Source organism: Nocardia sp. NPDC002869 (assembly GCF_046764065.1).
GTDB classification, from domain to species: domain Bacteria; phylum Actinomycetota; class Actinomycetes; order Mycobacteriales; family Mycobacteriaceae; genus Nocardia; species Nocardia rhamnosiphila.
Genome location: NZ_JBKOOL010000054.1, coordinates 1 through 25543, shown reverse-complemented (window position 1 = coordinate 25543; position 25543 = coordinate 1). Strand labels below are relative to the sequence as shown.

Below are 25543 nucleotides of genomic sequence, written 5' to 3'. Positions count from 1 at the left end.
GCGCCCCTTTCCGATCCCTATGCGGTGATCTCGGCGAGCAGACCGTCCCAGCGGCGCAGGAAGGTATCGAGACCGTAGTGCTCCAGTGCGTACTGCCGTCCCGATTTCCCGGCGAGCACCGCCAGATCGGGTTCGTGGAGGAACTCGTGGAACCGCGCGGTGAGTACCGCGATATCGGTGGACAGCGCTCCCGCCTCCGGGGGGACCGCGCGGACTGCCTCGGTGGTCGCCAACGCGACCACCGGCATGCCCAGCTGCATGGCTTCGAGCAGGGACAGGCCGAGGGAGGTCCACCGCGCGGTGTGCAGATACACACGCCGCCGCGCCATCTCCTCGTGCAGGGCGGCCTGGCCGAGATCGGCGATACCGCGCACGGGGTGCGCGGTGGGGCTTTCCGTGGTGAATTCGGCGACGCCGATACCGTACAGATCGACCGGGCCGGCCCTGGCGAAGGCGGGCAGCAGATCGGTTCCGGTGATCCGCCCACGCCGGATCGGTTCGTTGATCAGGGCGACACCGTGCGGGATCTCGCCGGTGTAGCGCGCGCCAGGATCGACGATGCCGTGCGGGACGACCCGCGTGGGTGCGCGTCCGTTGTCCCACATCAGATCGTTGAAATGGGTGACGTGCACCAGCGGGATATCGGCGCGGTCGGCCAGCGGATGGCGGGTGGTGGCGGCATGCGGGCGCGGGGTGTTGTGCTCGACGTACACCGCCGGGATATCGACACCAGGGCGACGGCCGAGCCAGCGTTCGACCAGACCGATCTCCTCGGGACGCTGTAGCACCACGACATCGGGTTCGGTCTTCCGCAGCTCCCCGGCCGGAATCTCCCGGGCGGACGGCCACTCGCGCCCGCAACGGCCCCGGCCCCACGGCCCGCCGCCCTCCACCACCGGCAGCAGATAGCGATGTCTTCCCCGGACGAACGAACTGGTCCACGAGCCGTGCACGTGCCAGAGCAGAATGTCGAGCCGGTTCGCCGTCTCCGCCATGCGCTGGCTCTTACCTGTTCGAGCCGGTTCAAACACGAGCGCGGGTAAAGCGGTGATCTACCGGGCGGCGCGGCGTGGCGACTCGCCGAGCCGGGTTTGAACCGCCGGTGCCGGGCAAAGCGCGCCGGTATGAGCCGATCGAGCACCGTCACAGAACCCACGCGGTCGCCGGTGACCGCGACGATCGAAATCCACGATCCCGCCACCGGGGCCGCTGTCGGCACGGTGCCCGTGACCGGCGCCGCCGAACTCGACCGGCGGGTCGCCTCGGCCGGCCGGGCCCAATCCGGGTGGGCGCGTACCCCGGTCGGCGAACGTGCCGCGGCATTACGCGCGGGCGCCGGTCTGCTGCGCGAATACGTCGCCGAACTCGCCGCGACCGCCGAGGCCGAAACCGGTCGCCCGTGCGCCGAGGGCGCCGAGGGCATCGCGGCCGGCGCCGCGACCCTGGAGCAGTACGCCGAGCTGGGCCCGGTGCATCGCGGAAAAAGCCTGCAGGGCGATATCGACGCGACCGACTTCATGGTCTGGGAGCCGCGTGGCGTCGTCGTCGCGCTGACGCCGTGGAACGATCCGGTCGCGGTGTCGTGCGGACTGATCGGCGCCGCCCTGGTCACCGGCAATACGGTGGTGTACAAGCCGAGCGAGCGGGCGCCGCACACCGGCGCGCTGCTGGGCGAGCTCCTCGCCCGGGCGCTACCCGAGGGCGTGCTGCAGACAGTGCAGGGCGGCGGCGCCGTCGGTGCCGCGCTGGCCGCCCGGGCCGATGTGGATGTCGTCGCGCATGTCGGCAGTACCGCCACCGGACGGTCGATCGCGCGCAGTACAGCCGTGACCGGCGCGAAGGCATTGCTGGAGAACGGTGGGAACGACGCCCTGGTGGTCGACGCCGGGGTGGACCCCGGCTGGGCCGCGGAGCAGGCCGCGCTCGGCGCGTTCGCGAACTCGGGCCAGATCTGTGTATCGGTCGAGCGGATCTTCGTCCACGAGGCGATCGCGCGGCCGTTCCTCGCCGCGCTGGTGGCGGCGGCCGAATCCCGGACCCTGGCGCCGCTCGTCGACCGGCGCCATCGCGACCTGGTCCACGCGCAGGTGGACGAGGCAGTGGCCGCCGGAGCCGAATGCGCGACGGGCGGCGCGGTGCCCGACGGCGCCGGGGCGCACTACCCGGCCACTGTGCTGGCCGGCTGTACACCGGATATGCGCATCATGCGCGAGGAGACCTTCGGTCCGGTCGCGCCGGTGTGCCGGGTCGAATCGTTCGACCGGGGTCTCGCGGAAGCGGCCCGGGACGAGTACGGGCTGGCCGCGACGGTGCTGACGTCGTCGCTGCCGCATGCCCAGCGTGCCTGGCGGGAGCTCCCGGTCGGCACGGTGAAGATCAACGCGGTATTCGGCGGCGCGCCGGGCGGCGCGGCGCACCCCCGCGGCGCCAGCGGTACCGGCTACGGGTACGGACCTGAACTGCTGGACGAGATGACGCAGACCAAGGTCGTCCACCTGAACTCCGCGCCCCGGTGAATCCGGTGGCCGCCGCCCCGGACGTACCCACGGCGCCGCCCGCCCCGCCGGGCCGGACAGAGCGGGCGCCGACCACGCGGGTACTGGTGACCGGCTGGTCCAGTTTCGTGCACGGCGAGGCGACGGCCGGGGATGTGCTGAGCATGCGTCATGTGAGCGAGAGCCTCACCGCCGCCGGGATACCGCACGATACGGCGTGGAGCCCGCGGTTCCGGGCCGAGGGAATGCATCTCGACGACGCCGACGCCGGCCGCTACTCGCATCTCGTCTTCGTCTGCGGGCCGATCCACGGCGAGCAGGTCCGCTCGTTGCACGAACGGTACGCGGACTGCCGGCGTATCGCGGTCGGGGTCACCGTGGTGGACCCGGCCGACGCGGCGGTCACCGGTTTCCACCGGGTGCTGGCCCGCGACGATCGCACCACCAGCCGGCCCGATCTCTCGGTGTCGGCGACCACCGCCTGTGTCGCGGTGGCGGGTGTGGTGCTCGCGCCCGGACAGACCGAATACGGTGCCGCGCGCCGGCATCGCCCGGTGCACGAGGCGCTCGGGCGCTGGCTGGGCGGCCTGGACTGCGCCCGGGTACCACTCGATACCCGGCTGGCCACCGACGACTGGCATCACTGCGCCACCCCCGACCAGCTCGCGTCGGTCTTCGCCCGCCTCGACGCCGTCGTCACGACCCGGCTGCACGGTCTGGTGTTCGCGCTGCGCGCCGGAATCCCGGTGCTGGCGGTGGATCCGGTCGCGGGCGGCGGGAAGGTCACGGCCCAGGCGACGGCGCTGGGCTGGCCCGCGCTCGTGGCCGCGGAACGGGTCGCGGACCCGGATACGCTGGACCACTGGTGGACGTGGTGTCTGTCGCCGTCCGGGCGGGAGCGGGCGCGACGGCAGAATCTGCCCGCGGCCGATGCGCTGACCGGCGAGCTGCTCGGCGAGCTGCGCGGGGAAGGGCCGGCATGAACGCGCCCGGCGGCACCCCGAAGACCACGGTCGTTGTCGCTACCCGCAATCGGGCCGGGGAGCTGACCCGCACCCTGACCGAATTGTGCACGCTGCGGCCGCAACCGCCGATCGTGGTGCTGGACAACGCCTCCGACGACGACACCACCGGACGAGCCCGGAGCTTTCCGGGGGTGAAGGTCATCCGGCTGCACCGCAATCTCGGAGCGGCGGCGCGCAATCTCGGCGTCGCCGTCGCCCGGACCCCGTATATCGCGTTCAGCGACGACGATTCGTGGTGGGCCGCTGACGCGCTCACCGAAGCCGAACGGGTCCTCGACCGCTGTCCGCGACTCGGTCTCGTCGCGGGACGCACGCTGGTGGGTGGCGACCACCGCGACGATCCGGTGAACGAGCGGATGGCGGCCAGCCCGCTGGGGCATACCGCCGAACTGCCCGGCCCCTCGGTGCTCGGCTTCCTGGCCTGCGCCGCGATCGTGCGGCGGGACGCGTACCGGGAGGCGGCCGGCTTCAATGCGCTGCTGCATTTCGGCGCCGAAGAGCGTTTGCTGGCATTGGATCTGGCGGCGCGCGGCTGGCATCTGTGCTACGTGCCCGCGGTGCGGGCCCATCACCACCCCTCCACGCACCGTCCGCCGCCGGCGTGGCGCCGCCGGGCCGAACAGCGCAACAACGCGTTGATCACCTGGATGCGGCGTCCGATCCGGCAGTGCGCGGCCGAAACCGTCCGGCTGCTCGGCCGGACCGCCTATGAGCCCGGGGCGTGGCTCGCGGTCGCGGGCGTGATCCGCCGGCTGCCGTGGGCGCTGGCACAGCGACGCCGGCTACCGCCGGATGTGGAGAGCCGGGCCAGAATCCTCGAACTCGCCGACGGAAGGAAATGAGCCGATGGCCACCGATCGGATGACGGTCGTCATCATCACCCGCGACCGGCGTAACCAGCTGCTGGAAACGCTGGCGCATATGACGACCCTGCCCGACGCGGCGCCGATCATCCTGGTCGACAACGCGTCCTCCGACGGCACCGCGGACGCCGTGGCCGACCGGTTCCCCTCGGTGGAACTCGTCCGCGCGTCCGAGAATCTCGGCGCGGTGGCCCGCAATATCGCGGTCCGGCGGGCGCGCACACCCTACGTGGCGTTCTGCGATGACGATACGCAGTGGCAGCCGGGCGCGCTGACCCGCGCCGCGGACCTGCTCGACGCATACCCGGGGCTGGGCTCGGTGACCGGGCGCTGTCTCGTCGCGCCCGACCTGCGCGAGGACCCGATCACACCGGAACTGCGTGATTCCCCGGTCGCCGGCCCGGATTGGCTTCCGGGGCCGGCGCTGCTCGGCATCATGGCGGGTCTGTCCGCCTTCCGCGTCAGCGCGTTCACCGAGGTCGGTGGTTTCTCGCCGCGGCTGTGGTTCGGCGGGGAGGAGGAGTTGCTCGCACTGGATCTCGCGGCACACGGCTGGTGGATGTGCTGGATTCCGGACATGGTCATCCACCACGCCCCGTCCGAAAAAAGGGATTCGACGCGTCGCCGCGGCCTCGGGATCCGGAACACCCTGTGGACGTTGTGGTTGCGCCGCCCGGTGCGCAGTGCGGCCCGCCGGACCGCGGTGGTGCTCGGTTCCGCTCCGGCCGACCGGGCGACCGCCGCGGCCGTGCTGGAGACATTGCGCGGACTGCCCTGGGTGCTCCGGGAGCGCAAGGTCGTGCCGCCGGGTGTGGAGGAAGGCCTGGTCCGGCTGGAGGAGTCGCAACGCCGCTCCCCGGCTCGCCGCTACGTGGGCTGAGCTCCCGGCGCCGGGGATCTCATCGGCAGACGAGCCGGAGGGGTTCGGGGTGGCGCCCCGGCTTGTGCCCGAGTCCGCCCAGGATGAGGTGCTCCTCGGGTGCCGCGGCGCGGACCGGCGGCCCTTGCGGCCACCATTCGTCCAGCGGGGTCAGTCCCGGCTCCACCAGGTCCAGCGAGCCGAAGAGCGCGCGGATGTGCTCCGGGCTCCGGTACCGTCCCGAGCCGAATCCCTCCTGCGCATGCGCCCGTTCGAGCTCCCGCGCCAGCTTGTGTAGTTCGGGACGAGCCTGACCGGGATCGCAGTAATGCGTGATCGCCACGTACGAGCCGGCCGGGAGCAGATCGATGTAGCGGGCCACGATGCCCGCCGGATCGTGGTCGTCGGCGAGGTGGTGCAGGACCGCGCCCAGCAGGACCGCGACCGGCTGCCGCAGGTCCAGGTGGCGGCCCGCCTTCTCCAGTGTCGCCGCGGGATCGGTGAGGTCGCCGGGGAGGTAATGGGTGTTCTCGTTGCGCTCCAGCATCGCCCGGCCGTGGGCGACGCAGAGCGGGTCGTGGTCGATGTACACGAACTCCACGTCGCCGCGCCCGCATTCCTGTGCGACGACATGGAGGGGATCGCGGGTGGGCAGTCCGGCGCCGAGATCCAGGAACTGCCGGACCCCGGCACCCTCGGCCAGCGATCGCACGGCACGGGTCAGCCAGCGCCGGTTCGTGACGTGCACATCGCCTTGCCGGGGCGCTATTCGCCGAATCCGCTCGAAGGCCGCACGGTCCACCGCGTAGTTGTCCTTGCCGCCCAGGCTGTAGTCGTAGGCCCGGGGGATGCTGGGCCGGTCGGTGTCCGCGCCGACCGGCTGGACACCGAGCGAGAGGGCGGTATCGATCGTCATCGCGCCTCCATCACATACCGAACGGTCGCCCTCCAGGGGCCCTTTCGAATGTAACACGGCAACACTATTTATGGTTGTGTTGCCAACGGCGGCCGATGATTACACCGTGGCCGACGTACACGCCCACCTCCCACATCGTGGGCTTGTCGCCCCGTGAACTCGGCCACGCTTGGTGGGACACCGTGTCAACGAAGAAGATCCCTTCCCGGTTCCGGAGATCTCCGACCGCAGGTACCGCCGGATCGGCACCGGCCGTAGCCTTCCGGAGCCGGCCCGTTCCGGCATGGTGCAGATTCGTGCGAAGGGAACCATAGTTCCGGCCCGACTTGTGGATTGTGCTCAACGGCTTCGACGAACGCAGAGTGATGCGGGCCACGGTGATCACCGGCCTCATCGGGTTGATCGCACTCGCCATCGCCGGGTACGCCGCGGTCTACACCTGGCCGGAGCGAGCAGAGTCGCGCCGGCGCGGAGCCGCCGCGCACCGGAATCACGAAGGTCGTCGAGGCCGGTGACCGGGTACTCGGGATACTCAGGAACCTGAGCCGCCCCGGAACGACTGTGCCGCACCAGGTTGCCGATTCCGGGCGAGTAGTGGGAATGTGGCGGTCCGGAACGACGGCTCTGTTCGAGTGGCGGGAGTGTCCGGCATGAATCATCGCCGGGAAATCGCGCGGTACGGGCCGGCGGCGCAGAGGAGGCGGGACACTGGAGAAGTGTCCATCAAAACGCTGTCGTCCAGGGTCGTCTACCGGAATCCGTGGTTGTCGCTGCGCGAGGACCGGATCGAGCACGCGGACGGATCGCCCGGGCTCTACTCGGTGATCGACAAACCCGATTTCGCGCTCGTCATCCCGTGGGAGGAAGGCGGGTTCCACCTCGTGGAACAGTACCGCTATCCCGTGCGGGCCCGGTCCTGGGAGTTCCCGTCCGGGGCCTTCCCCGAGGGAGTGACCGGCAGCCCGGAGGAACTGGCCGCGGCCGAACTCGCCGAGGAGACCGGATTCACGGCGGGCCGGCTGGAACGGCTCGGCCGGTTGCACTGCGCGAACGCGATGACCGGGGAGGGCTGTCACGTGTTCCTCGCCACCGAGCTGACGCCCGGCGCACCGAACCGCGAGCACACCGAACAGGATATGCGCCAGCAGTGGTTCCCCGAATCGGAGGTGGAGGCGATGCTGCGCAGCGGGGTGCTCACCGACGGCCCGTCCATGGCGGCCTACCTGCTGCTTAAACTCCGCCGGTAGCCGCCGCGCGGGCCGGCACCGGCCGCACGACCCACCAGGCGACGGTGGTCCATATCGATGCCAGCAGGAGTGAGCCGAGGAGGTCGGTGGGGTGGTGTGCACCGGCATACAGCCGCTGTGCCGCCACCAGGGCGGGGATCAGGATCAGTGTGGTGGCGAGCAGCCGGTACGGCCTCCTGCGGGTGGAACACCACAGCAGCGCGGCGCTGCCCGCGTACAGAGTCAGGGACGCGGCCAGGTGTCCGGAGGGAAAGCTCGAGGTCGGCGGCAGGGCGGGGTCGAGCGGGGTGACGTCCGGGCGTGGGCGGTCGACGATCGCGGAGGTGGTGAGAAACAGCATGACCTCGCCCAGCAGCGCGACGCCGAGGAACAGTACCGGTCGCCGGCTGCGCTGGACCGCCACCGCGAGTACGGCGATGACCAGGGCGACGGTGATGACCGCGGTGGTGTTGCCGATCTCGCCGAACACGTCGAGCACGGAGGTGAGCGTGGGACCGCGGTGCGCGGCCAGTGCGGCCACGACACTGTGATCCCAACGGGCGACCGGGTTGCCGGTTCCGGCAGCGCGTACCAGCTTGCCCATCCCGATGAGCAGCCCCACGAGCAGCACCCACGCGACCGTCAGTTCGCCGAACCCGCGCCAGGGGTGGGGCATCGTGGGGGCGTGCCGTTCCGGGACCGGCCGCAGGTCGTCTCGCTCGTCCGGCCCTACATCGCCGGGCAGCGGACCTGCGCCGCCGAGTCCGGTGTCACCACGCCAGCGGTGGAACGCGACGGTGATCGCGGCGAGCCACAGTGAACCGAGCAGCCAGCCCGCGAGGACATCGGTGAGGTAGTGCACGCCCAGCGCTATCCGGCTGAGCCCGACAGCCGCCACGAGCAGGACCGTGCACCCGGAGATCACGCGCCGCGCTCTCGTGTGCAGGACGGGGGCGAAAACGAGTAGGAGAATGCCGTAGCACACCAGGGAACTCATGGCGTGCCCGCTGGGGAAGCTCCATCCGTCCGTACGGTAGACCGGAGTTTCCACCACCGGCCGGAGCCGCGCGACGAGCTCTTTGACGACGGGGTTGAGGATCAATCCGCCCGCGCCGGTGAGCATCACGAGAACGGCCGGCCGCGGGAGACGACGCAGGAGCAGCCACAGCACACCCACGGCGAGTACTCCGCCCAACGTGACTGTCGCGCCGAGATCGGTGACGGCGAAGAGGATCTCGCGCAGGACCGGGTGTTCGGCGACGACTGCGGTCACCCGATCGGCGACCGCTTGATCCGCCGTCTGCAACGGTTGCCACCGCACCCGGACCAGCGCTGTGAGCACTCCGAACCCGATACCGGCGCCTACTGTCGCGAGCAATGCCGCGACGCTCCGGACGGCGAACCGTTCGGCCGCCGCGCTGGGCCGAGCCGCGTCGCCGGGCTGTTCGACGCCCGTCGCGGCCTCTTCGTCGCGCCGGTCCACAGACAACGCAACACCTCCTGCTGTTCGGGTGACGCCCCGGTCGTGCCACGTGATCGTGTGGCCGGCCACCGGGAACTGTTCGTTCGGATGTAGTCGGTTGTCCAGGAGTTCCCCCGAACAGCAGCCGCAATCGGTTTGTTGCCGACGCAGGTCTGCTGCGCGGGCGGGTCTGTCTCCGGCACACTGGAACGGGTGCGGGTCGGGACGTCACTCGGAAAGGACGCAATCGTGCGTAATGCTGTTCGCGGCGGAATTCTCGCCGCTTTTCTCTTGGCGGTTCCCCTCGCCACCGCGACTTCGTCGCCGGCGCTACCGCTCGAGCCCGGGGTGACCGAGCAGCAGAACGCCGCCGCGCGGACCGCCCTCGTGTGCACTATGCAGTTTCCGCCGACCCTGCCCTGTTTCCTGGCGTCCCTGTCGGCCGCGTGACGCGGTGGCCCGCTCAGGAGATGACGAGTACGGACTGCCTCGGTGGCCCCGGCTGTGTCGTCGAGGATATCGCGGCGCTGCTCCAGGCCGGGGACACCGCGGTAGTCGGTGACGACTGAGATCAGCGTGTGCGGTGGCTGCGATTCGAGCCGCTCCAGGCACAGGCCGTAGGGCGGCGGGCGCGAACTCATCGGTCCAGCGTCGCGCGCCGGGTATCACCGGTTCAACGGCAAACTGCTGGTCCGCGGCCCACACCGCCCCGACCGGGTAGGCGATTGGCTCAATGCCGGGGCGGCGGTCGACCCGATCACCCTCGGATGCCCGTTACGGCACGCCTGGTCAGGACAGTTGCGCGAGATCCCGGTCGACAATTCCCGGGAGCGGGTACACAGCCTCACCGAATACCTCTCCCACCCGGCCGTCGCGCAGGCCGTTCACAGCGGTATCGCGGCGACGGTGTGAGAAGGGCCGGAACAAGCGCGGGAGGGGGGTGAGTCCGGCCGGGCCCGCATTTCCGGGCGGGCTGCCCCGCGTGCGAACAACATCTTCGAAACATCTCTGGGAGGACAGATGAAATACGTGGTTTCGTGGACGTATCCAGGCAACGACCTCGAAACCAGGAGGAAGTATGACCACAGTGCGTGACATCATGCATCCGGCAGTGGTGAGCATCGGCGTGCGGGACACCATGGCCACCGCCGCCCAGCAGATGCGGCAGCGCGATGTAGGCGCTCTGCCGATCTGCGACGGCGAGGGGCGGCCGGTCGGGATCGTCACCGACCGGGACATCGTGGTGAACTGTGTGGCTCTCGGCCACAACCCGGCGACCTCCACCGCCGGAGAATTCGCCCAGGCCGACGAATTGCATACGACGGCCGCCGACATCGACGTGGCCGACGCGCTGTCGACGATGCAGCGGTATCAGCTGCGGCGGCTGCCGGTGACCGAGGAGGGGTGCCTGATCGGGATCGTCACCGAGGCCGATATCGCGCGGCATCTGCCCGCGGCGACGACGGGCGAATTCGTCGAGCAGGTCTGCGAGCAGCAGTTGCCGCTCCGGGCGGAGCCTCCGGCGACCTGATCCGGCGCCGCCGCGCGCCGGACCCGGCCGGGTTTCAGTCCGCCGGGGCGACCGCATACAGGCGGTAGGTGCCGCGAAACCCTTTGAGTTCGGCTTCGCGGGTGGCGGCGACGGCGATATCCGGGGCAGCGGCCATGGCGTCGCGTACTTCCTCGCTGACCAGGACTTCGCCGCCGTGCGCCTGACCGGCGACCCGGGCGGCCATGGCCACATTCCGTCCGAAGAGGTCGTCGCCGCGCCGCACCGATCTGCCCAGGTGGATACCGATACGCACCCGCACACCGCCCGCGGGCCGGGCGATGGTGCCGATCGCCGCCTGGACTTCGAGGCCGCACCGTACCGCCTGCTCGGCGTCGCCGAAGGCGATCATGAAGCCGTCTCCCTGGCTTTTCACGATATGACCGCCGCGCGCCGCGACGGATCTGCGGATCAGCCGATCGTGGCGGCCGAGCAGCGCGACCCAGGCCCGGTCACCCAGTCGTTCGTTGAGCGCGGTCGATCCCTCGATATCGGAGAAGGCGATCACGACATCGCCCTCGGCGGTCAGCCGCGCCAGATCGGGGCGTTCGACCTGTGCCCAGCCGGCCAGGTCCTCGATCGAGCTGAGTACCGCCGCGCGAAAACCTCTCGTGCACACGAGGCTCGCGGTCTTCACCGCTTCCCGCCCGTGGTTCATCAACAGCTGTCGCGTGTCCGGTCTGCGCTGGAGTTCCGCCACTTCCTGGCGGCTGCGCACCAGCAGCCGCCACAGCACGATCAGGTCGGCGGCCTCCTCGACGACGGCCGCGGCGAGTTGGTCGGCCAGTTCCGGGGAGGGGGCCTCCAGCACGCGGCCGAGCAGGTGGGTCCGGCGCTCACCGGCGGTTGCAGTTTTACTGATATGGATGTGGGCTCGGATGCTGCCGTCGGCTCCGGGCACGCGTCGGCAATGGAGGTCGAGGTCAGTGCCGACGAGTAGTCCTTACGCAACTCGGCAACTGGAGATCGCCGGGATATCCGCGGTCGGGCATCTGCACCGCAGCCGGCGGTTTTCCCAGCAATTACTGGACCATCCGGCCCCGGACGAGGACGGCGTCGAACCGGCGGCGCCGATGCCGTGCGGGGTGGGGCGGCACGACGCGGCCGAGGTGGTCACCGGATGCCTGGACCTGGTGGCCGCGGCGCTACGGGACGGCGGCGTGGGGGAGGTGCCCGCACCACTGCATCGGAAGATCGGGGATTGGGCCGCGGAGGGCGTGGCATCGGAGGCGGTGCAGCATTCGATCCTGCGTGAGTGATATGCCGCTGGCCCGGCTCAGCACTCAGCGGTCGCCGGCGAGTACCGGGACCAGACGGGCGAGCCCCTCGGCCCCGTGGCCGGCCGCCAGCGCGCGCCGGAAGACCTCGCCCGTGGCGTCGAGTACGCCGGTGTCGATGCCGTGGCGCGCGATCACTTCGCGGAGTGTGGTGAACGCGGTGTAGGCCGAGGAAATGGAGGTGTCGTCGCCGGGATAGTGCCCGGCTTCGACCTGTGCGGCGGTTTGCGCCGCCATATCGGGCAGTAGCGAGACCACGGCGGGTGTGAACGGGACGAGTTCGCTGCCTTTGATCCCTTCGGCCTCGGCGAGTGCCCCAGGACCGCGACGGGTGTACGTGGTTCGCCGGACATGCTGCCTCCTGATTGTTTGAAGAATTTCCAACAATAATTGTTGTATGATTCTCAAACTGTCAAGAGCTGAAGGGAGAACCGCTCATGCCCGCCGAGTTGTCGCACCCGGATACCGCCGACCTCGAGCTGGCGGCGATCATGCACGCGCTGTCCGACCCGATCCGGCTCCAACTGGTGGCCTGCCTGGCCGCGGACGAGGGCGAGAACTGCGGCGAACTCAGTCAGAACATCGAATTGCACAAGTCCACGCTTTCGCATCACTACCGGGTCCTGCGCGAAGCAGGTATCACCCGGACGACGGTCTCCGGACGCACCAGGGTGATGCGCCTGCGCTCCGCGGATCTGCAGGCCCGGTTCCCGGGGTTGCTCGACGTGGTGTTCCGCGCTCTGGCCGATCTCGTCGAGGACGACGAGAAGTGGACCGGCTCGCCCGAGGACCGCGCGAAACTGCTCGCGGCGCTGAAACGGCCCGTGGCCGCGCACTGACCGGACTCGGGGATACCCGCCATCGCCGGTCCCGTCCTCGGCGGTTCCCCGTGCCGGGGCGGAGTCCGGCAGACTGCACGCCATGAAATACAGCGCCGGAGTTCTGCTGTTTCGTCGTGGGCCGGAGATACACGTGCTGCTGGGGCATATGGGCGGGCCGCTGTGGGCGCGTAAGGATTCGGGAGCGTGGTCGATCCCCAAGGGCGAGTACGAGCCGGAGACCGAGGAAGCCCGCGCCGCCGCCGGTCGCGAATTCGACGAGGAATTGGGAGTGCCGGTGCCCGACGGGGAGTGGATCGCGCTGGGTGAAGTGCACTACGGCAGCGGGCGGAGCAAGAAGCAGGTCACGGTGTGGGCGGTCGAGGGCGAGCTCGATCCGGCTCGGGTGATACCGGGGACATTCGAGATGGAATGGCCACCGCGGTCGGGCGAGTACCGCGCTTTCCCCGAGGTCGATCGGGTCGAATGGTTCGATCTGACCACCGCGCACGACAAACTGACCACCGGCCAGCGGCCATTGCTGACCCGGCTTGCCGAGCGACTTCACTGACAATCGTCGGCTCGGCAGTGCATATTGCGGTACGGCTCGGTCCGTCCGGGCCTCGTTACAGCCGGGTGCCGATTCAGGCGACCACGGCGAGCAGGGTCGTCGCCGACTCTGTCAGTCCTGGGTCACCATGCAGTTCGGAGCGTTGACGTGCCTCCGCAACGGTGATTCCACGACTGGCCGGCCGCCAGACCGTGTCCTGGTCCATGCATACGACCGCGGCCGGCTCCTCGGCCCGAGCCGCCGTCAGATCCCAAACAGATGCCGGGGCCGACGCCCCAGGGACGACCACGACCAGTGCTCGGATCGAACCGGTTGTCATCACGCCACCCGGTCACCACGCCCCCGGCCGAGACCGTACCGGAAACCGCTCCCACCTGGCCTGGAGCACGGGTCCGCACAGCTGCCCCGCCCGTTCGATCGCCTACCTCATCGCCCAAGACGCGATCGATCATCTCCTGGACGCACTTCCCGATATGGAACTGGCGTGTCCGGTCACGGAATTGCGGTGGCGTCCCGGACCGTTCCACCGGGCATTGACCGCCCTGCCGGTCACCTTCCGGCCCGCGGCGCCGGTGGCCCTTCCGTAGACGCCCGGAGATGATCACGAACTCGCTGGCCGCCCACCAACTCATCACCCTCTACCAAATGAAATATCCGCAGCACCAGCTGAACTCGCCTACCGGCCGGACATCGGGGGAGACATCGGAGCCGCCCGCGACGAGGCAGCCGGTGCAGGTACCGGCGCCGGGCGCCGCGCGGCCGCCCCCGTGATCACTCGGTGGACAGCTGTTGCGTCAGTTGCTCCAGGCCACCCCTGATGAGCTGCCCGTACTCGTCGTCGCCGAGCGCGCCGATCGTCTCCCGCGCCCGCTGGAGATGCTCTCGGGCACGGTCGAGATCGCCCGGCTTGCGATAGCACTCGCCCACATCGAGGTGCAACGACGGATACAAACCGGACACCGAGAGCGTCACCCCGGCCTCCGCCGTCCGCTCGTCGGTGACCAGATCTGCGTGAACATCTCGTGCGCGGCCGCACGCTGCCCCTGGTGATGGTGCAGCGTGACCGCCTCGCCGATCCGGGTGAGCGTCGGGTCAGTGATCATCGGCGGGTTCCTTCATCGGATCGGCTCCTGAGCGGTGGCCGTACCGGTCTCGGAGGTGGTCGCCCCTGCCGGGAGTCAGCGGCAGCAGTGGGGGTCCAGGACAGTGCACAGGGCGGTGAGGGCGTCGCGGCGGGCCTGGTGCAGCACGCTCATCCCGTGGCGTTCGGAGTCGATGAACCCGGCCTTGCGCAGTTGGGCGAGGTGATGGCTGACAGTCGATTCGGACAACCCGACGGCCGCGGCGAGGTCGCCGCCGGTGCGGCCGGTGTCCGGGTCGGCGAGCAGTAGGGAGATGAGCTTGACCCGGGCCGGGTCGGCGAGCGCTTTGAGCCGGAGTGCGACGTGCAGTGCCGCGTCGTCGTCGACCGGGCCGGCGGCCACGGGGGCGCAGCAGACGGGAGCGGTGATATCGATGACGGGCAGCGCTTTCGGCATGTACCCGATCCTACCCGCGCTTATTGACTTATGTCGAAAAGGTGGCAGACTGGTCGCCGTCAGCTATTCGATATATGTCACACAGGTGGTGGTCATGATGTCCCGGATACAGCTCGCGCTCAACGTCGACGATCTGGACACCGCGGTCGGGTTCTACTCGACCCTGTTCGGCGCCGCACCGGCGAAGGTGAAACCGGGCTACGCGAACTTCGCGATCACCGAACCTCCGTTGAAGCTGGTGCTCATCGAGAACCCCGGCCATGGAGGCAGCCTCAATCACCTCGGTGTCGAGGTCGAGTCCTCGGCGAAGGTGCATTCCGAGATCGCCCGGCTGTCGGAGGCCGGGTTGTTCACCGAGGAGCAGATCGCGATGACGTGTTGTTTCGCCACCCAGGACAAGGTGTGGGTGACCGGGCCTGGTGAGGAGCGGTGGGAGGTCTACACGGTGCTGGCCGATTCGGATTCCTTCGGCACGGCTCCGGGGTTCGCCGAGGTCTCCGATGGGGAAGCGGTGCAGGCGTGCTGCGGTACCGACGGCCGCGGCGAGTCCGGGACCGCGTGCTGCGACCCGGCCGCCGGGGCTGCCCGATAACCGCGATGCCGGGGCGCGGGGCGGTGCGCGTGTGAGCACTGTAGTTCAGGCGCCGGCCCCGGGGTTGCCGATGCCGGTCCGGCTGCTGCCGGTCGGAAAGCGATGAACTTTCAAGATCCCCGCTCCGCGGAAAGGCACGTGGGACTGATCCGCGAAAAGTCACGCTAAGCGGTTTGGCTATCAATCCAGGCTTCGTGGCGAGCGCTACCGCAGATAAATTCCGGAGTCACCAGTACGGAACGGACCAGCGTTAACGACACGAAGTCCGCGGGTTCAGGTCGAAAACGATTCGAACCTGACGGTTCGGAGTTCGACTACTTCAGTACCCAGGCACGGACGATGACGGGGCGCGGCGGTAGCGGTGGTGATTCATCGGTTCGTGGTCGAGGTCTTCGGCGAGATCGGCCAGCAGCTGGCGGGGGTACTCCGGCAGCCCGAGCGCGTTCATACCACGCTCGCGGGCCTCTTCCCACGCCATCCCCGACAGCAGACGCGTGCGCGGGTCACGCCACTTCGAGGAGTGCTCGGCGAAGATGTTGCGGTGCTCGAGATGCCGATGGAACTGCTCGAGCAGGCACAACGTGTACGAGGCCCGGTCCACCGTCTCCTCCGGCCGGCCGTCCGGATACACCAGCCGCGACCAGCCCCCGCTCACCAGATCGTGATCAACCCGGCGAGCGTCCAGCCACCGCACGGAAAGGCCCCGGCCACGTTGCGGTGCAAACAAATCCGCCGGCTCCCGCACCGCCTTCAGCACCGCCACACCGTCGCCGACAGCGCCGAAGTCGATGTGCCGCACCATCGCCGGAAGGAAAGCCCGCACTGTGGCGAACCGGCCAGCGAGTTCCTCGAGCCGCTGGGAATCGAACTCCGGATCCGCTTGCGGCACCAGTTCATCGATCGCCGCGACCGCCGCCTGCAGTTCGGCCTTGCAGGTGTGGCGTACCTCGACCTCAGGTCGATCCGCTAAGATCGTAGTCGGGGGTGGCTGCCCTCGATGGAGTCTGCGGGCCAAGCCGAAGTCGTCATTCGCTAAACTGCTCCGGTAGTGTGTCCAGGCTCCATTTGCGGGAGTAGGGTCCAGCCTGTCGGATCCGTCGATTCGGAGGGAATCTCGTGGCTCGACGCATCGGTCGAGGATGTGTGATCTCGTGAACCGGTGGCAACCTGCCGACGAAGTCGCGAGATGGGCGGCCCAGCTGTCCGAGCAGTTGACTCGAGGGGCGGCGGAGGAGGCGCGGTCGGAAGCAGCAGCGGCACAACATATCCGAGATGTGATCGGTGGAGTAACGGGTGCCGAAGAGCGGGGCGAAGGGCTACTCGACAGGACATCGAGAACCTCTCTCGAAGGGAGGAATATTCGGGCCGTGATCCTTGGGGAAGACGACCACCGCAAGCCCCTGGGAATACATGACGATGCTGCTCGTGCGGGGGATACGACAATCGGCCCGCAGATCGACACACCTGCTCTCACCGACGATGACAGGTCCGCACTGCAGCGCTATGGGAGAACCTCCGGAGGGTTGAACTTCGCAATACGCCAGAACGATATGAGCCGCTACCAGCAACTGTTGCGCGACGACATCAACTCGGCCCTGAGCAAGCTGCCCGACTACAACAACAAATGGGTCGTACGTCGGGTCAACCTTTCACCCGAAGCGTTGGCCCGTTACCGGGACGATCCGGATCTGGTCGAGGCGGCATTCACCTCCGCGTCAAGGACGGACAAGGCCGCATTCGGCACCGACCGCATGAGCGGTATTCCTGTGGAGTTTCAGCTCTTGTCGAAGCACGGTAAGGACGTGAGTGCTTACACGGGTAGGCCTGAGGAGGAGGAGATACTGTTCCGAAGCCCCACGCCGTTCAGGACAATCGAGACCCCATATGTGGATCCGCAGACCGGGCGGACTGTGATTCGCAGGGTCGAGCTGTGACGAGCACGGCGTCGCGCCCTGGACCTGGGGTGAACCCGACACCGGAGCCGTGGCGGTCGACCCGCCAGAGTCCGGTGGCGACGCCAGAAGATGGTCATCCTGCCGCCCGCAGCACCCGGGGCCCCAGCAGGTGGGAATACCGGCGGGCCGAGGCCACCACACTCCGATGTCCAGTACGCATATGTTTTTGAACAACGAAGCTTGTACTGCGTCGGGCGCCGGGGGCAACGCGCGGCGCCTGCCCGCCAGCTGTACCTACTTCCACACCACGGCTTCCGGCGAAAAACCAACGGATATGGCGTAGTCGCAGCTGACCGCCGGTGAGGCCCGGTTCGGCCTTCGGTGGAGGCGGACTACTGGTTGGCTTGGCTCCCAACACTGTTGGTTGGTGTGGGAGGTCGGTTTCGTGGCGACGCGGGTGTTCGCGGATGAGGAGTTGGCGCGTCTGCGGGAGTCCGGCCATGGTGGCGGCGAGACCGAGGATGACGCTGACGCCGAGGATGCGCAGCATGGACCAGTTGAGTTCGAAGGCGAGAACCGCGGCGATGGCGGTGATCGCGAGGGCGATGGGCTGGATGCTGGTGAGGTCGGGGAGCTGAAGGTGCAGGGGTCCGGCGGTGAGGGCGTGGGTGTCGGTGAACAGGGTGTGGATGGTGAAGTAGAGGCCGAGGTTGGCGATGACGCCGACGACGGCGGCGGTGATGCCGGTCAGCGCAGTGGAGAGGGTGTGGTTGTGGCGGAGGCGTTCGACGTAGGGGGCGCCGAGCAGGATGAACAGGAAGCAGGGCACGAAGGTGACCCAGGTGGTGAGCAGGGAGCCGAGTATGCCTGCGGCCCAGGGGTTGAGGGTGCCGGGGTGGTGGTAGGCGCCGAGGAAAGCGACGAATTGTACGACCATGATCAGGGGGCCTGGGGTGGATTCGGCGAGGGCGAGGCCGCGGACCATGTCGGTGGGGGATAGCCAGCCGTAGACCTCGACGGCGCGTTGGGCGACGAAGGCCGGTATCGGATGCCGCGCAACCCGTCGCGGAAGCGACACCGTTCGATATGCGCGGGGTCGACCTCGGCCACCACGGTGGGGACTGCAGCGTCGAAACGATCCTGCACCGCCACGATCTCACCGATCCGGTGTTGTGGCGGATCGCCGAGATCGTGCACGAGGCCGATATCGACGACGAACGCTTCGACGCTCCCGAAGCACCCGGTCTGGACGCCTCTACGAGTACTACCGCCGTGAAACACTTCTCGGCCGCGAACCGGCCTGACCCCCTCATCGCCGAATGCGTTTCACCGGAAACCGATAGCGGTATCCGGTGGTCACAATTTCGCCCGCCCGTTCAGCGCCGGGCTTCGGGAACCGCGAACGAATCCAGCCCGAACCCGCGCAGGGTATCCACGAGCTTCTCGTACTGGAAGCGGTTGTAGGCCAGCGGTTGCAACAGCACCCGGTCGGGCAGGTGGTGCCATGCCCACCGCAGCAGCCGCACATAGATCGCAAATTCCCGATCGTGCCGCGGCTTCAGCTCGAAGCCGGTCAGCTCCTGCACCGCCGGATGCATGGCCTTGGACGAACACACCTGGATCACATGCCCGACCACCGGCCGGATCACCAGCCACAGCGGGGTCAGGGCCCGCCGGGCCGACCGCGACAACCTCGAGGTCGGCAACGGCAGCTTGGTCAGGGCCGCGAATTTCTCGACCAGAAATGGATTCTCGGCCAGTTCTCCGGTCGCCATGGTGTCGTAGTATTCCCGTGCCTCGGCCAGATCCGCGGGGAACTTGCCTGCCGCGCTGGGCAGTTCGAGATCCACGAAGGTCCCGCGCAGCAGCTGATAGGCGGCTTCCTCCTCCTCCGGCCGCAATTCCGTGCCGGTGCAGTAGGTGAAGGTATTGAGCACCACGAATATTCCGCTGACCGCGACCCATTTCCAGGTATGAGGAGTCAGCGCACTGTATTCCACCCCGCCGAATTCCGCCGAACCGGTACCACGCACATCACGATGCCGCAGTTTCAGCCATTCCGATTCGGCCCGGCGGTCGTCGGAATCACCCCACAGCGCGATCATCGCGGACGCACCACCGCGGATGGTGCGATCGGTGAAGTTCTCCTCGAACCGGCCGGTCCGGTCCACCGCGGCGGCGACCTGGGCCAGCGCCACCTCGTCGAAAGCGGCACCGGCGAAAGCACCGGCCAGCACACTGCCGGAATGTTTGCGGAACTCCTGTAGCACTTCGGGCCGGACCCGGGGGTCGGCGGCCTCGGTGGTGTGCGCAGTCGCGTGGGTCGTCATTTCGTCACCTCGTCACCTCGGACAGGAAGAAGAAATGATTTTCAGCTGAATTTTATCACCGCAGTTCCCGCAGTACTACGCCCGCGGCCGCCGAGCTCGCTGGATCCGGCGGCGAGCCGCCGAGCCGGCCCGCACCGCCGCGACTCGGGCACCGGGACCGCGGCCCGCCGCCGCACCCCCTGACCGATCATCGCCCGGAATTCCGGACCGGCTCGTCCCGGTCTCCGGCCCGAGCACATCCGCGGAACCGGCCTTTCCGCAACTCCGGCCGACGCGTTCACCGGCCGACGCCTTCGGGCCGGTCCGGGCATTCGAACGGATAGCGCGCGCGGAATTCCGCCGCCGCCTCGGCCATCGTGACGAACTCGACGCCGTCGAAGTCCGCCCAGCGGTCCAGCAGGCGTTCCAGCATGAGCAGTACCTGTGGCCGCCCGGATACGTCGGGATGCAGGGTGACCGGGATGACGGCGTAGTCCAGTTCCCGGTACACCCAGTCGAACTGGTCGTTCCACATCTGCTCGATCGCGCGCGGCGCGACGAACCCGTGCGAGTTGGGATGTGCCTTGATGAACATCATCGGCGGTAGGTCGTCGACGTACCAGTTGCCGCAGAACTCGACCAGGTCGATCTCGTGTCCGTGCACGAGCGGTTTCATCCAGTGTGCGGCAGGACCGGAGGTGTCGATGGGCGTCCAGGTGTCACCGACGCGGGCGTAGAAGGGAACGAAATCGTTGTAGTTCTGCGAATGGTCGTAGGAGAACTCGTAATCGGCGAGGATGGTCGCGGTGTGCTCGCTCATCTCCCACCACGGCGCGACATAGCCCAGCGGGCGGCGGCCACTGAGTTGTTCGATGAGTTCCACGCATCTGGACATGACATCGCGTTCCTGGTCGGGCGTGAGCGCTCGCGGGTTCTCGTGGCTGTACCCGTGGGCGCCGATCTCGTGTCCCGCCTCGACACACCGGCGTGCCTGCGCGGGAAAGGTCTCGATGGAATGCCCGGGCCAGAACCAGGTGGCCCGGATACCGCGGCGTTCGAACAGCCGCAGCAGGCGCGGTACACCGACCTCGCCGGCGAATACGCCCCGTTGCATATCGTTGGGCGAATCCTGGCCCCCGTAGGAACCGAGCCAGCCGGCGCAGGAATCGACGTCGATGCCGAGGGCCACCTGAATCTTTCTGTCCATCCGTTCAATTCCTTCCGGTGGTCGGTGCCACGCCGTCGTACGGTTCCGGCCGGACCCGCAGGGTGCCGCCCGGGACCGGGTCGGCGGCGGTGCCGGGCCGTGGCGGGGCGGGCCGGCTGGCGGGGGAACCGATTCCGGCGCGATGGGGGGCGTAGATTTCGTCGATGAGTTCGTGTAGGTCCCGCGGTTCGAGGTCGAGCCGCGGGGCGCCCGACGAACTCGTCGATATCTCGAACAGATCGTCGACCATCCGGGACAGCCGCCGGGTCTCCCGGCCGATGCGCTCGGCGTACCGGGCGATATCGGCCGGGTCGGCCGGCGCCCCGTGGTCGAGGGCCTCGGTCACGGCCCGGATCCCGCCGAGCGGGGTCCGCAGATCGTGGCTCACCCAGGCCACCAGTGCGCGCCGCGACTGTTCGGTGGCATGGACTTGTTCGCGAATCCGATTCTCCCGCGCCCTCTTCCGGGAACATGCCCGGCCGAGTAATACGGCGGCCGGTACGGTGACCGCGCCGACCAGCAGCAATACGATGGTGGTGCGCCCGAACTCGGCGGTGACCCTCAGCCCGCTCGCCCCGGTGATACCGGCCAGCGCGGCCAGGGTCGGGAGGAGCGCCAGTACCACCGCACTCGCGGTGAGCGAACGATCGCGGAGCGCGCGCAGCACCAGGGCGCCCGCTGTCACCACCGGCAGTGCGCAGGCCAGTGTGTAGCCGATGATCTCCGGCAGGTCATCGGGCACGAGTACGCACATGGATGCCTCACCAATTCGTCAGCAGCAGATGGACCAGCAGCAGTGCCCCGGTGGCCTGGACAGCGAGCCAGGGGCGAACGTGCCCACGCGGCAGGAACGCCGTCGCCGCGAGCAGCCACATATCGAACGGCAGCCAGATCCGTTCGGTTTCCGCCTTGCTCAACCCGCTGAGGTCGGCGGCGGCGACAGCGCAGACGGCGGCGGCGACCAGCAGCGCGGCCGGGTCGAGGGCCCGCAGCCGGGACGGCGCCAATGCCCGCGTGAGCGCCGCCGCCGTCGCGAGCCCGACCGCGCAGACCGTGGCGGCGAGATTGCCCCACCACCAGTACCCGAACGGGCGGGTGGCGGCGATCCCCTGGTAGTAGCGTTCGACCACCAGGTGATAGCCGTCGAGCCACCAGAATCCGGCGGCCGTGAAACCGGCCACCACGACCAGCGCGCCCAGCACGGCGGGCAGTAGCGGCCGCACCGTGCGGGCGCCGAGCAGCACCGCGACGGCGAGCAGGCCCATCAGGATCAGGCCGTAGTTCAGGTAGATCCCGACGCCGAACAGCACTCCGGCCGCCAACGCGGCCGGTATCGCGGTCCGGCGGGCCATGGGGGGATCGGGTCCCGGAACGGGCGGCTGGTCGGTCGTGGGCCCGGGCGCGCTCCCGGCGAGGTGGGCGGATCGCGCGCCCGCGGCGACGGCGAGCAGCGCCACCGCCCATGCTGTGACCCCGGCGAAGAGAGCGTCGCCGGATACCGCGATCCAGATGGCGGCCGGCGCGAGCACCAGAAACGGCAGCGCCCGGCGGGCCCGGTCCTCGGCGCCCAGAGCCCGCATCGCGACCGCTACCGCGATCGGCGCGCTGCAGCCCGCCAGCACGCAGATGATCCCCGCCCAGGTGGATCCACCCAGGCCTATCCGGTCGAGCACAACGAAGAACAGCAGCGCGCCGGGCGGGTGGCCGGAGACGTGCGTGGTCCAGGAGTCCGGTTGTCCGTCGACGATCCGGCCGGCGAACGAGTCCAGCATCGCCGGGATATCGGTGACTCCGGGCACCTCGGCCGGATATTCGTGGCCGTCGGCGAGCCGCGCGGTGAAACCCCGCCTCCACCCGTCCACCAGGGCGAGTGCGAACGCCCACACCACCGCGGTGAGGTAACCGACGGTGAGCAGCCGTCGCCAGGGGAGCCGGTCGGCCAGCGCCGGACCCCGGGCGACCACGGCCGCCGACAGCGCCAGTGCCGGGAGGGTGCCCCAGCCGATATGCGGCGAGCAGTGGCCGAAAATGGGCGCTGCCGCGGCGAACAGACTGCGCCGCCACGATTCGCCGGCCAGTTGCGGAACGGTGAACGCGACCGCCACCAACAGCGCCGCGCCCACCGCACCGAGTAGCTCGCCCCGGAACCGGGTGCGGGGTTCGGCGATCTCGATCAGCTCCGGCACAGAGGCCACCCTAGGCCGGTCCGGCCCGGTGACAGCGCATTCACCAGCGAATTCGGACACGACGTCATGGTTTTGTCACCGGATTTCCGCCGCTGTGGGCTTAGCGTGGCACCCATGCCGACAGAGCACCGCGAACCGGCCGGTGTCACCGTGGTGATCCCGTGCCGCAACGAAGCCGAGGCGTTGCCGGCAGTGCTGGCCGCGCTTCCGGCCGGATATCAGGCGATCGTCGTCGACAACGGGTCGACCGACGACACCGCCGCCGTCGCGATCGGATACGGCGCCCGGGTGGTCACCGAACCGCGCCCCGGTTACGGGGCCGCGGTGCAGGCCGGTATCGCCGCGGCCCGCACCGAACTGGTCGCCGTCCTCGACGGCGACGGATCGATGGACCCCGGGGAGCTACCCCGGCTGGTGGCCGAGATCCGTGCCGGCGCCGATCTCGCGGTGGGCCGCCGCCGGCCGGTGAGCGGCGGGGTCTGGCCGTGGCACACCCGGCTCGGCAACCGTGTCGTCGCCGGTCGGCTGCGCCGCCGCTACGGGCTGCCGGTGCACGATATAGGCGCCATGCGGGTCGCGGGCCGGGAGCGGCTGGAATCGCTGGGCCGATTGCACGACCGCTTCGGATATCCCCTGGAACTGCTCGTCCGCGCCGCCGCGGCGCAGTGGGATGTGCGCGAGGTCGATATCAGCTACCGGGCGCGCGCCGGTGGGCGGTCGAAGATATCGGGGACGGCGCGGGGGTCACTGCGGGCGACCCGTGATTTCCTGGCGGTCCTGCGGTGAACCGGGTCGCCGGGTCGCCCATCCCGGGACCGGACGGCGGCGGCCGCCCCGGCGGCGCGGCGGTGCCGGTGGCAGTGCTGGTGGTGGCCAAGGCGCCGATTGCCGGATACGCCAAGACCCGGCTGACCCCGCCGCTGACACCGGTGCAGGCCGCCCGGCTGGCGGCCGCCGCACTGCTGGACACCCTCGACGCGGTGCGCGCCTGTCCGGTCACCCACCGGGTGGTCGCGTTCACCGGCGATCTGGACGCCGCGGAGCTCGGCGGCGAGCTGGCGCGGAGCCTGGCCGATTTCGAAGTGGTTCCGCAGCGCGGCCCGGGTTTCGCGGTGCGGCTGGCCAACGCTCACGCCGACGCCGCGCGGGTGGGGCTGCCGGTATTGCAGATCGGGATGGACACGCCCCAGCTCGGCCCGCGAGTGCTCACCCACGCGGCCCGCACCCTGGTCTCCGGGGCCGACGCGTTGCTGGGCCCCGCCACCGACGGCGGCTGGTGGGGGCTGGGGCTGTCCGATCCGCGGGCCGCCCGGCTGCTCGCGGAGGTGCCCATGTCCACGGCGGCCACCGGCGACCGCACTCGGCGCGTCCTGTGCGCCCACGGATATCGGGTCGGGTTGCTGCCCGCCTTCACCGATGTCGATCACTACGCCGACGCCCTGCGGGTCGCCGCCGGCTGTTCCGGGCGGTTCGCCGCGGAGGTGACGGCACTCGGCGCCACGCGGGCCGCCCGGTGATCGGCCGCTTCGATCCGGCCCTGACCGGCCACGACTGCTGGATCCGCTCCACCGATGGCGCGCGCACCCGGCTGCCGACCCGCCGCTGGCTCGGCGGTGCCCGGATCACCGCCGCCGACCGGCATGTGGATTCGGTCCTGGTCGGGTGTTGTGACGGACCGACGGTCGATCTGGGCTGCGGGCCGGGGCGGTTGGTGGAGGCGCTGTGCCGTCGCGGTGTGATCGCGCTCGGCGTCGATATCTCGCCCACCGCGGTCGCGGTCACCCGCCACCGGGGCGCCCCGGCCGTGGCCCGCGATATCTTCGGGCCGCTGCCCGGCGACGGCCGGTGGCACTACGCGCTGCTGGCCGACGGGAACATCGGTATCGGCGGCGACCCGCATCGCATCCTGCGTCGTGTCGACGGCCTGCTCCGGCCGGGTGGCCTGGCCGTCGTCGAATTCTCCGGTCCCGGCACAGGTATCGGCGTCCGGCAGATCCGGCTGGAAACCCGCACCGAGGCCGGGGACTGGTTCCCCTGGGCCGAGGCGGGTATCGATCACGCCGCCGGGCTGGCGGGGGAGACCGGGTTCGATCTGCTCACCACTGCCGATATCGCGGGACGTCATATCGCCTGGCTGCGCAGCGGCACGCGCCGCTGAGCCCGACGACGGGTCACTGCGCGGCAGGCCCGTCCGGGGCGAAGCACCTTTGATAGAGAGCACGCATCTCCGGCTCGAACTCGGGCGCCGGACCCTCGGCGACCACACCGGGCGCCACCTGCGTGATCGGCAGAGCGACCACCGGTGCCACCGGCGCCCCCCACTCGCGCAACCATTCGGCGAGCCGACCGCTCGAGGTGGCGAACACGATGCGCCCGAGTCCGACCCATCCGTGGGCGGCCGAACACATCGGGCAGTGTTCGCCCGAGGTGTACACCGTGGCCGCCGCGCGGTCGGCCGGGGTGAGATGGGTGGCCGCCCAGCGGCAGATCTCGAATTCCGGATGCCGGGTGTTGTCACCGCCGGCCACGCGGTTGCGGTCCTGGAACAGCACCTCGCCGGTGGCGGCGACCAGGAGCGACCCGAACGGCTCGTCCCCGGCGGCCAGCGCCTCGCGGGCGAGTTCGACACAGCGGCGCAGGTGCTCCCTATCGTGCGCGGAAATCGTCATGGCCTCATCCTCGCCGATGACGGCAGGCCAGGGCAGTAGCGGTGGGGCCGCGAAACGGGAACCGCCCCACCCAAAACCAAAAAGCC

The 25543-nt window shown here is 69.5% G+C and carries 33 protein-coding genes and 1 pseudogene; 19 read left to right on the top strand and 15 right to left on the bottom strand.

Translation table 11 applies throughout. The features are described from left to right. Nucleotides 1-17 precede the first annotated feature (17 nt). Nucleotides 18-995 carry a glycosyltransferase gene (locus ACLML9_RS12885; protein WP_411945736.1) on the bottom strand — a complete coding sequence of 326 codons (978 nt, stop codon included), beginning with the start codon at nucleotides 993-995 and terminating at the stop codon, nucleotides 18-20. Nucleotides 996-1166: 171 nt separating this feature from the next. Here ACLML9_RS12885 and ACLML9_RS12880 point away from each other — a divergent pair, with 171 nt between their 5' ends. Genes ACLML9_RS12880 through ACLML9_RS12865 form a run of 4 tightly spaced genes read left to right on the top strand, consistent with a single transcriptional unit; the run spans nucleotide 1167 to nucleotide 5263 of the window. Next, entirely contained in the window at nucleotides 1167-2516 is a 1350-nt protein-coding gene (locus ACLML9_RS12880; protein ID WP_411945735.1) for an aldehyde dehydrogenase family protein, read from the top strand. Nucleotides 2517-2521: 5 nt separating this feature from the next. Next, nucleotides 2522-3478, top strand: a complete 957-nt coding sequence (locus tag ACLML9_RS12875) for a polysaccharide pyruvyl transferase family protein (protein ID WP_411945734.1) — start codon at nucleotides 2522-2524, stop codon at nucleotides 3476-3478. Continuing rightward, entirely contained in the window at nucleotides 3475-4362 is an 888-nt protein-coding gene (locus tag ACLML9_RS12870) for a glycosyltransferase family 2 protein (protein ID WP_411945733.1), read from the top strand. The genes ACLML9_RS12875 and ACLML9_RS12870 overlap by 4 nt, the downstream gene beginning before the upstream one ends. A 4-nt stretch (nucleotides 4363-4366) precedes the next feature. Next, nucleotides 4367-5263: a glycosyltransferase family 2 protein gene (locus ACLML9_RS12865; protein ID WP_411945732.1), complete on the top strand. Its 897-nt coding sequence runs from the start codon at nucleotides 4367-4369 to the stop codon at nucleotides 5261-5263. A gap of 19 nt (nucleotides 5264-5282) precedes the next feature. Here the strand turns inward: ACLML9_RS12865 and ACLML9_RS12860 are convergent, their stop codons facing one another. Further along, complete coding sequence (locus tag ACLML9_RS12860) at nucleotides 5283-6158, bottom strand: SAM-dependent methyltransferase (RefSeq protein ID WP_411945731.1); 876 nt, start codon at nucleotides 6156-6158, stop codon at nucleotides 5283-5285. A 326-nt stretch (nucleotides 6159-6484) separates the two neighbouring features. Between ACLML9_RS12860 and ACLML9_RS12855 the strand changes: the two genes are divergently transcribed. Then, nucleotides 6485-6673 carry a hypothetical protein gene (locus tag ACLML9_RS12855; RefSeq protein ID WP_411945730.1) on the top strand — a complete coding sequence of 63 codons (189 nt, stop codon included), beginning with the start codon at nucleotides 6485-6487 and terminating at the stop codon, nucleotides 6671-6673. Between the two features lie 135 nt (nucleotides 6674-6808). Next, nucleotides 6809-7405 (top strand): NUDIX domain-containing protein, encoded by a 597-nt coding sequence (locus ACLML9_RS12850; RefSeq protein ID WP_411945729.1) that lies wholly within the window; start codon nucleotides 6809-6811, stop codon nucleotides 7403-7405. On the opposite strand, the gene ACLML9_RS12845 is transcribed toward ACLML9_RS12850, so the two are convergent. Next, a complete protein-coding gene (locus tag ACLML9_RS12845; protein ID WP_411945745.1) occupies nucleotides 7389-8867 on the bottom strand; it encodes a phosphatase PAP2 family protein in 1479 nt (492 codons plus the stop codon). The two genes, ACLML9_RS12850 and ACLML9_RS12845, sit on opposite strands and share 17 nt — an antisense overlap. Before the next feature lie 228 nt (nucleotides 8868-9095). Here ACLML9_RS12845 and ACLML9_RS12840 point away from each other — a divergent pair, with 228 nt between their 5' ends. Both ACLML9_RS12840 and ACLML9_RS12835 read left to right on the top strand, forming a co-directional pair. Then, a complete protein-coding gene (locus ACLML9_RS12840; RefSeq protein ID WP_411945728.1) occupies nucleotides 9096-9296 on the top strand; it encodes a hypothetical protein in 201 nt (66 codons plus the stop codon). Between the two features lie 628 nt (nucleotides 9297-9924). Continuing rightward, a complete protein-coding gene (locus ACLML9_RS12835; RefSeq protein ID WP_411945727.1) occupies nucleotides 9925-10377 on the top strand; it encodes a CBS domain-containing protein in 453 nt (150 codons plus the stop codon). Nucleotides 10378-10411: 34 nt separating this feature from the next. Here ACLML9_RS12835 and ACLML9_RS12830 read toward each other — a convergent pair whose 3' ends face one another. Further along, nucleotides 10412-11203: an adenylate/guanylate cyclase domain-containing protein gene (locus tag ACLML9_RS12830; protein ID WP_411945744.1), complete on the bottom strand. Its 792-nt coding sequence runs from the start codon at nucleotides 11201-11203 to the stop codon at nucleotides 10412-10414. Nucleotides 11204-11321: 118 nt separating this feature from the next. Between ACLML9_RS12830 and ACLML9_RS12825 the strand changes: the two genes are divergently transcribed. Beyond that, a complete protein-coding gene (locus ACLML9_RS12825; protein ID WP_411945726.1) occupies nucleotides 11322-11654 on the top strand; it encodes a hypothetical protein in 333 nt (110 codons plus the stop codon). Between the two features lie 24 nt (nucleotides 11655-11678). On the opposite strand, the gene ACLML9_RS12820 is transcribed toward ACLML9_RS12825, so the two are convergent. Further along, nucleotides 11679-12056: a hypothetical protein gene (locus ACLML9_RS12820; protein ID WP_411945725.1), complete on the bottom strand. Its 378-nt coding sequence runs from the start codon at nucleotides 12054-12056 to the stop codon at nucleotides 11679-11681. Nucleotides 12057-12109: 53 nt separating this feature from the next. On the opposite strand from ACLML9_RS12820, the gene ACLML9_RS12815 reads away from it, so the two are divergent. The 4 genes and pseudogenes from ACLML9_RS12815 to ACLML9_RS12800 all read left to right on the top strand — a co-directional run bounded on the left by ACLML9_RS12815 (nucleotide 12110) and on the right by ACLML9_RS12800 (nucleotide 13832). Next, on the top strand, nucleotides 12110-12511 hold the full coding sequence (locus tag ACLML9_RS12815) for an ArsR/SmtB family transcription factor (RefSeq protein WP_411945724.1): 402 nt from the start codon (nucleotides 12110-12112) through the stop codon (nucleotides 12509-12511). Nucleotides 12512-12593: 82 nt separating this feature from the next. Next, the gene (locus ACLML9_RS12810; RefSeq protein WP_411945723.1) at nucleotides 12594-13061 is read left to right on the top strand and encodes an NUDIX domain-containing protein; all 468 of its coding nucleotides are present in this window, start codon (nucleotides 12594-12596) and stop codon (nucleotides 13059-13061) included. Between the two features lie 344 nt (nucleotides 13062-13405). After that, nucleotides 13406-13648, top strand: a pseudogene (locus ACLML9_RS12805) (cytochrome P450); the annotation flags it as partial. A 10-nt stretch (nucleotides 13649-13658) separates the two neighbouring features. Beyond that, nucleotides 13659-13832, top strand: coding sequence for a hypothetical protein (locus ACLML9_RS12800; protein WP_411945722.1), 174 nt, complete (start codon nucleotides 13659-13661; stop codon nucleotides 13830-13832). Here the strand turns inward: ACLML9_RS12800 and ACLML9_RS12795 are convergent, their stop codons facing one another. The 3 genes from ACLML9_RS12795 to ACLML9_RS12785 all read right to left on the bottom strand — a co-directional run bounded on the left by ACLML9_RS12795 (nucleotide 13833) and on the right by ACLML9_RS12785 (nucleotide 14599). Further along, on the bottom strand, nucleotides 13833-14033 hold the full coding sequence (locus tag ACLML9_RS12795; RefSeq protein WP_411945721.1) for a hypothetical protein: 201 nt from the start codon (nucleotides 14031-14033) through the stop codon (nucleotides 13833-13835). It abuts the gene before it with no gap. Then, nucleotides 14030-14164: a hypothetical protein gene (locus ACLML9_RS12790; protein WP_411945720.1), complete on the bottom strand. Its 135-nt coding sequence runs from the start codon at nucleotides 14162-14164 to the stop codon at nucleotides 14030-14032. Before ACLML9_RS12790 ends, ACLML9_RS12795 begins: the two co-directional genes overlap by 4 nt. A 75-nt stretch (nucleotides 14165-14239) precedes the next feature. Continuing rightward, nucleotides 14240-14599 (bottom strand): Rv2640c family ArsR-like transcriptional regulator, encoded by a 360-nt coding sequence (locus ACLML9_RS12785; RefSeq protein ID WP_411945719.1) that lies wholly within the window; start codon nucleotides 14597-14599, stop codon nucleotides 14240-14242. A gap of 97 nt (nucleotides 14600-14696) precedes the next feature. On the opposite strand from ACLML9_RS12785, the gene ACLML9_RS12780 reads away from it, so the two are divergent. Further along, nucleotides 14697-15191, top strand: a complete 495-nt coding sequence (locus ACLML9_RS12780; protein ID WP_411945743.1) for an ArsI/CadI family heavy metal resistance metalloenzyme — start codon at nucleotides 14697-14699, stop codon at nucleotides 15189-15191. A gap of 319 nt (nucleotides 15192-15510) precedes the next feature. On the opposite strand, the gene ACLML9_RS12775 is transcribed toward ACLML9_RS12780, so the two are convergent. After that, nucleotides 15511-15954, bottom strand: coding sequence for a hypothetical protein (locus tag ACLML9_RS12775; RefSeq protein WP_411945718.1), 444 nt, complete (start codon nucleotides 15952-15954; stop codon nucleotides 15511-15513). Between the two features lie 604 nt (nucleotides 15955-16558). Here ACLML9_RS12775 and ACLML9_RS12770 point away from each other — a divergent pair. Continuing rightward, the gene (locus ACLML9_RS12770; protein WP_411945717.1) at nucleotides 16559-17125 is read left to right on the top strand and encodes a hypothetical protein; all 567 of its coding nucleotides are present in this window, start codon (nucleotides 16559-16561) and stop codon (nucleotides 17123-17125) included. A 94-nt stretch (nucleotides 17126-17219) separates the two neighbouring features. Here the strand turns inward: ACLML9_RS12770 and ACLML9_RS12765 are convergent, their stop codons facing one another. Further along, nucleotides 17220-18164, bottom strand: a complete 945-nt coding sequence (locus ACLML9_RS12765; protein ID WP_411945716.1) for a chromate transporter — start codon at nucleotides 18162-18164, stop codon at nucleotides 17220-17222. An 8-nt stretch (nucleotides 18165-18172) separates the two neighbouring features. On the opposite strand from ACLML9_RS12765, the gene ACLML9_RS12760 reads away from it, so the two are divergent. Continuing rightward, a complete protein-coding gene (locus ACLML9_RS12760; RefSeq protein ID WP_411945715.1) occupies nucleotides 18173-18550 on the top strand; it encodes a chromate resistance protein ChrB domain-containing protein in 378 nt (125 codons plus the stop codon). On the opposite strand, the gene ACLML9_RS12755 is transcribed toward ACLML9_RS12760, so the two are convergent. The 4 genes from ACLML9_RS12755 to ACLML9_RS12740 form a co-directional block, all read right to left on the bottom strand. Further along, nucleotides 18463-19416: an oxygenase MpaB family protein gene (locus tag ACLML9_RS12755; protein WP_411945714.1), complete on the bottom strand. Its 954-nt coding sequence runs from the start codon at nucleotides 19414-19416 to the stop codon at nucleotides 18463-18465. The genes ACLML9_RS12760 and ACLML9_RS12755 overlap by 88 nt on opposite strands. 277 nt (nucleotides 19417-19693) lie before the next feature. Continuing rightward, nucleotides 19694-20602, bottom strand: coding sequence for a polysaccharide deacetylase family protein (locus ACLML9_RS12750; RefSeq protein ID WP_411945713.1), 909 nt, complete (start codon nucleotides 20600-20602; stop codon nucleotides 19694-19696). Between the two features lie 4 nt (nucleotides 20603-20606). After that, nucleotides 20607-21344 carry a histidine kinase dimerization/phospho-acceptor domain-containing protein gene (locus ACLML9_RS12745; RefSeq protein ID WP_411945712.1) on the bottom strand — a complete coding sequence of 246 codons (738 nt, stop codon included), beginning with the start codon at nucleotides 21342-21344 and terminating at the stop codon, nucleotides 20607-20609. Nucleotides 21345-21363: 19 nt separating this feature from the next. Then, a complete protein-coding gene (locus tag ACLML9_RS12740; RefSeq protein WP_411945711.1) occupies nucleotides 21364-22788 on the bottom strand; it encodes a hypothetical protein in 1425 nt (474 codons plus the stop codon). Nucleotides 22789-22902: 114 nt separating this feature from the next. Between ACLML9_RS12740 and ACLML9_RS12735 the strand changes: the two genes are divergently transcribed. From ACLML9_RS12735 to ACLML9_RS12725, 3 genes are all read left to right on the top strand, one after another. Then, entirely contained in the window at nucleotides 22903-23574 is a 672-nt protein-coding gene (locus ACLML9_RS12735) for a glycosyltransferase family 2 protein (RefSeq protein WP_411945710.1), read from the top strand. Between the two features lie 62 nt (nucleotides 23575-23636). Continuing rightward, complete coding sequence (locus tag ACLML9_RS12730; RefSeq protein WP_411945742.1) at nucleotides 23637-24305, top strand: DUF2064 domain-containing protein; 669 nt, start codon at nucleotides 23637-23639, stop codon at nucleotides 24303-24305. Then, nucleotides 24302-24946 carry a methyltransferase domain-containing protein gene (locus tag ACLML9_RS12725; protein ID WP_411945709.1) on the top strand — a complete coding sequence of 215 codons (645 nt, stop codon included), beginning with the start codon at nucleotides 24302-24304 and terminating at the stop codon, nucleotides 24944-24946. Before ACLML9_RS12730 ends, ACLML9_RS12725 begins: the two co-directional genes overlap by 4 nt. Nucleotides 24947-24959: 13 nt before the next feature. On the opposite strand, the gene ACLML9_RS12720 is transcribed toward ACLML9_RS12725, so the two are convergent. Further along, complete coding sequence (locus ACLML9_RS12720; RefSeq protein ID WP_411945708.1) at nucleotides 24960-25457, bottom strand: nucleoside deaminase; 498 nt, start codon at nucleotides 25455-25457, stop codon at nucleotides 24960-24962. Between the last annotated feature and the right edge of the window lie 86 nt (nucleotides 25458-25543).

Excerpts from the sequence above, each read along its gene's own strand:
- ACLML9_RS12790 (WP_411945720.1), bottom strand. The coding sequence starts at position 14,164 with ATGATCACTGACCCGACGCTCACCCGGATCGGCGAGGCGGTCACGCTG.
- ACLML9_RS12850 (WP_411945729.1), top strand. The coding sequence starts at position 6,809 with ATGAATCATCGCCGGGAAATCGCGCGGTACGGGCCGGCGGCGCAGAGG.
- ACLML9_RS12735 (WP_411945710.1), top strand. The coding sequence starts at position 22,903 with ATGCCGACAGAGCACCGCGAACCGGCCGGTGTCACCGTGGTGATCCCG.
- ACLML9_RS12815 (WP_411945724.1), top strand. The coding sequence starts at position 12,110 with ATGCCCGCCGAGTTGTCGCACCCGGATACCGCCGACCTCGAGCTGGCG.
- ACLML9_RS12755 (WP_411945714.1), bottom strand. The coding sequence starts at position 19,416 with ATGACGACCCACGCGACTGCGCACACCACCGAGGCCGCCGACCCCCGG.
- ACLML9_RS12750 (WP_411945713.1), bottom strand. The coding sequence starts at position 20,602 with ATGGACAGAAAGATTCAGGTGGCCCTCGGCATCGACGTCGATTCCTGC.
- ACLML9_RS12865 (WP_411945732.1), top strand. The coding sequence starts at position 4,367 with ATGGCCACCGATCGGATGACGGTCGTCATCATCACCCGCGACCGGCGT.
- ACLML9_RS12780 (WP_411945743.1), top strand. The coding sequence starts at position 14,697 with ATGTCCCGGATACAGCTCGCGCTCAACGTCGACGATCTGGACACCGCG.
- ACLML9_RS12800 (WP_411945722.1), top strand. The coding sequence starts at position 13,659 with ATGATCACGAACTCGCTGGCCGCCCACCAACTCATCACCCTCTACCAA.
- ACLML9_RS12810 (WP_411945723.1), top strand. The coding sequence starts at position 12,594 with ATGAAATACAGCGCCGGAGTTCTGCTGTTTCGTCGTGGGCCGGAGATA.
- ACLML9_RS12860 (WP_411945731.1), bottom strand. The coding sequence starts at position 6,158 with ATGACGATCGATACCGCCCTCTCGCTCGGTGTCCAGCCGGTCGGCGCG.
- ACLML9_RS12870 (WP_411945733.1), top strand. The coding sequence starts at position 3,475 with ATGAACGCGCCCGGCGGCACCCCGAAGACCACGGTCGTTGTCGCTACC.
- ACLML9_RS12785 (WP_411945719.1), bottom strand. The coding sequence starts at position 14,599 with ATGCCGAAAGCGCTGCCCGTCATCGATATCACCGCTCCCGTCTGCTGC.
- ACLML9_RS12885 (WP_411945736.1), bottom strand. The coding sequence starts at position 995 with ATGGCGGAGACGGCGAACCGGCTCGACATTCTGCTCTGGCACGTGCAC.
- ACLML9_RS12835 (WP_411945727.1), top strand. The coding sequence starts at position 9,925 with ATGACCACAGTGCGTGACATCATGCATCCGGCAGTGGTGAGCATCGGC.
- ACLML9_RS12720 (WP_411945708.1), bottom strand. The coding sequence starts at position 25,457 with ATGACGATTTCCGCGCACGATAGGGAGCACCTGCGCCGCTGTGTCGAA.
- ACLML9_RS12760 (WP_411945715.1), top strand. The coding sequence starts at position 18,173 with ATGCGCGGGGTCGACCTCGGCCACCACGGTGGGGACTGCAGCGTCGAA.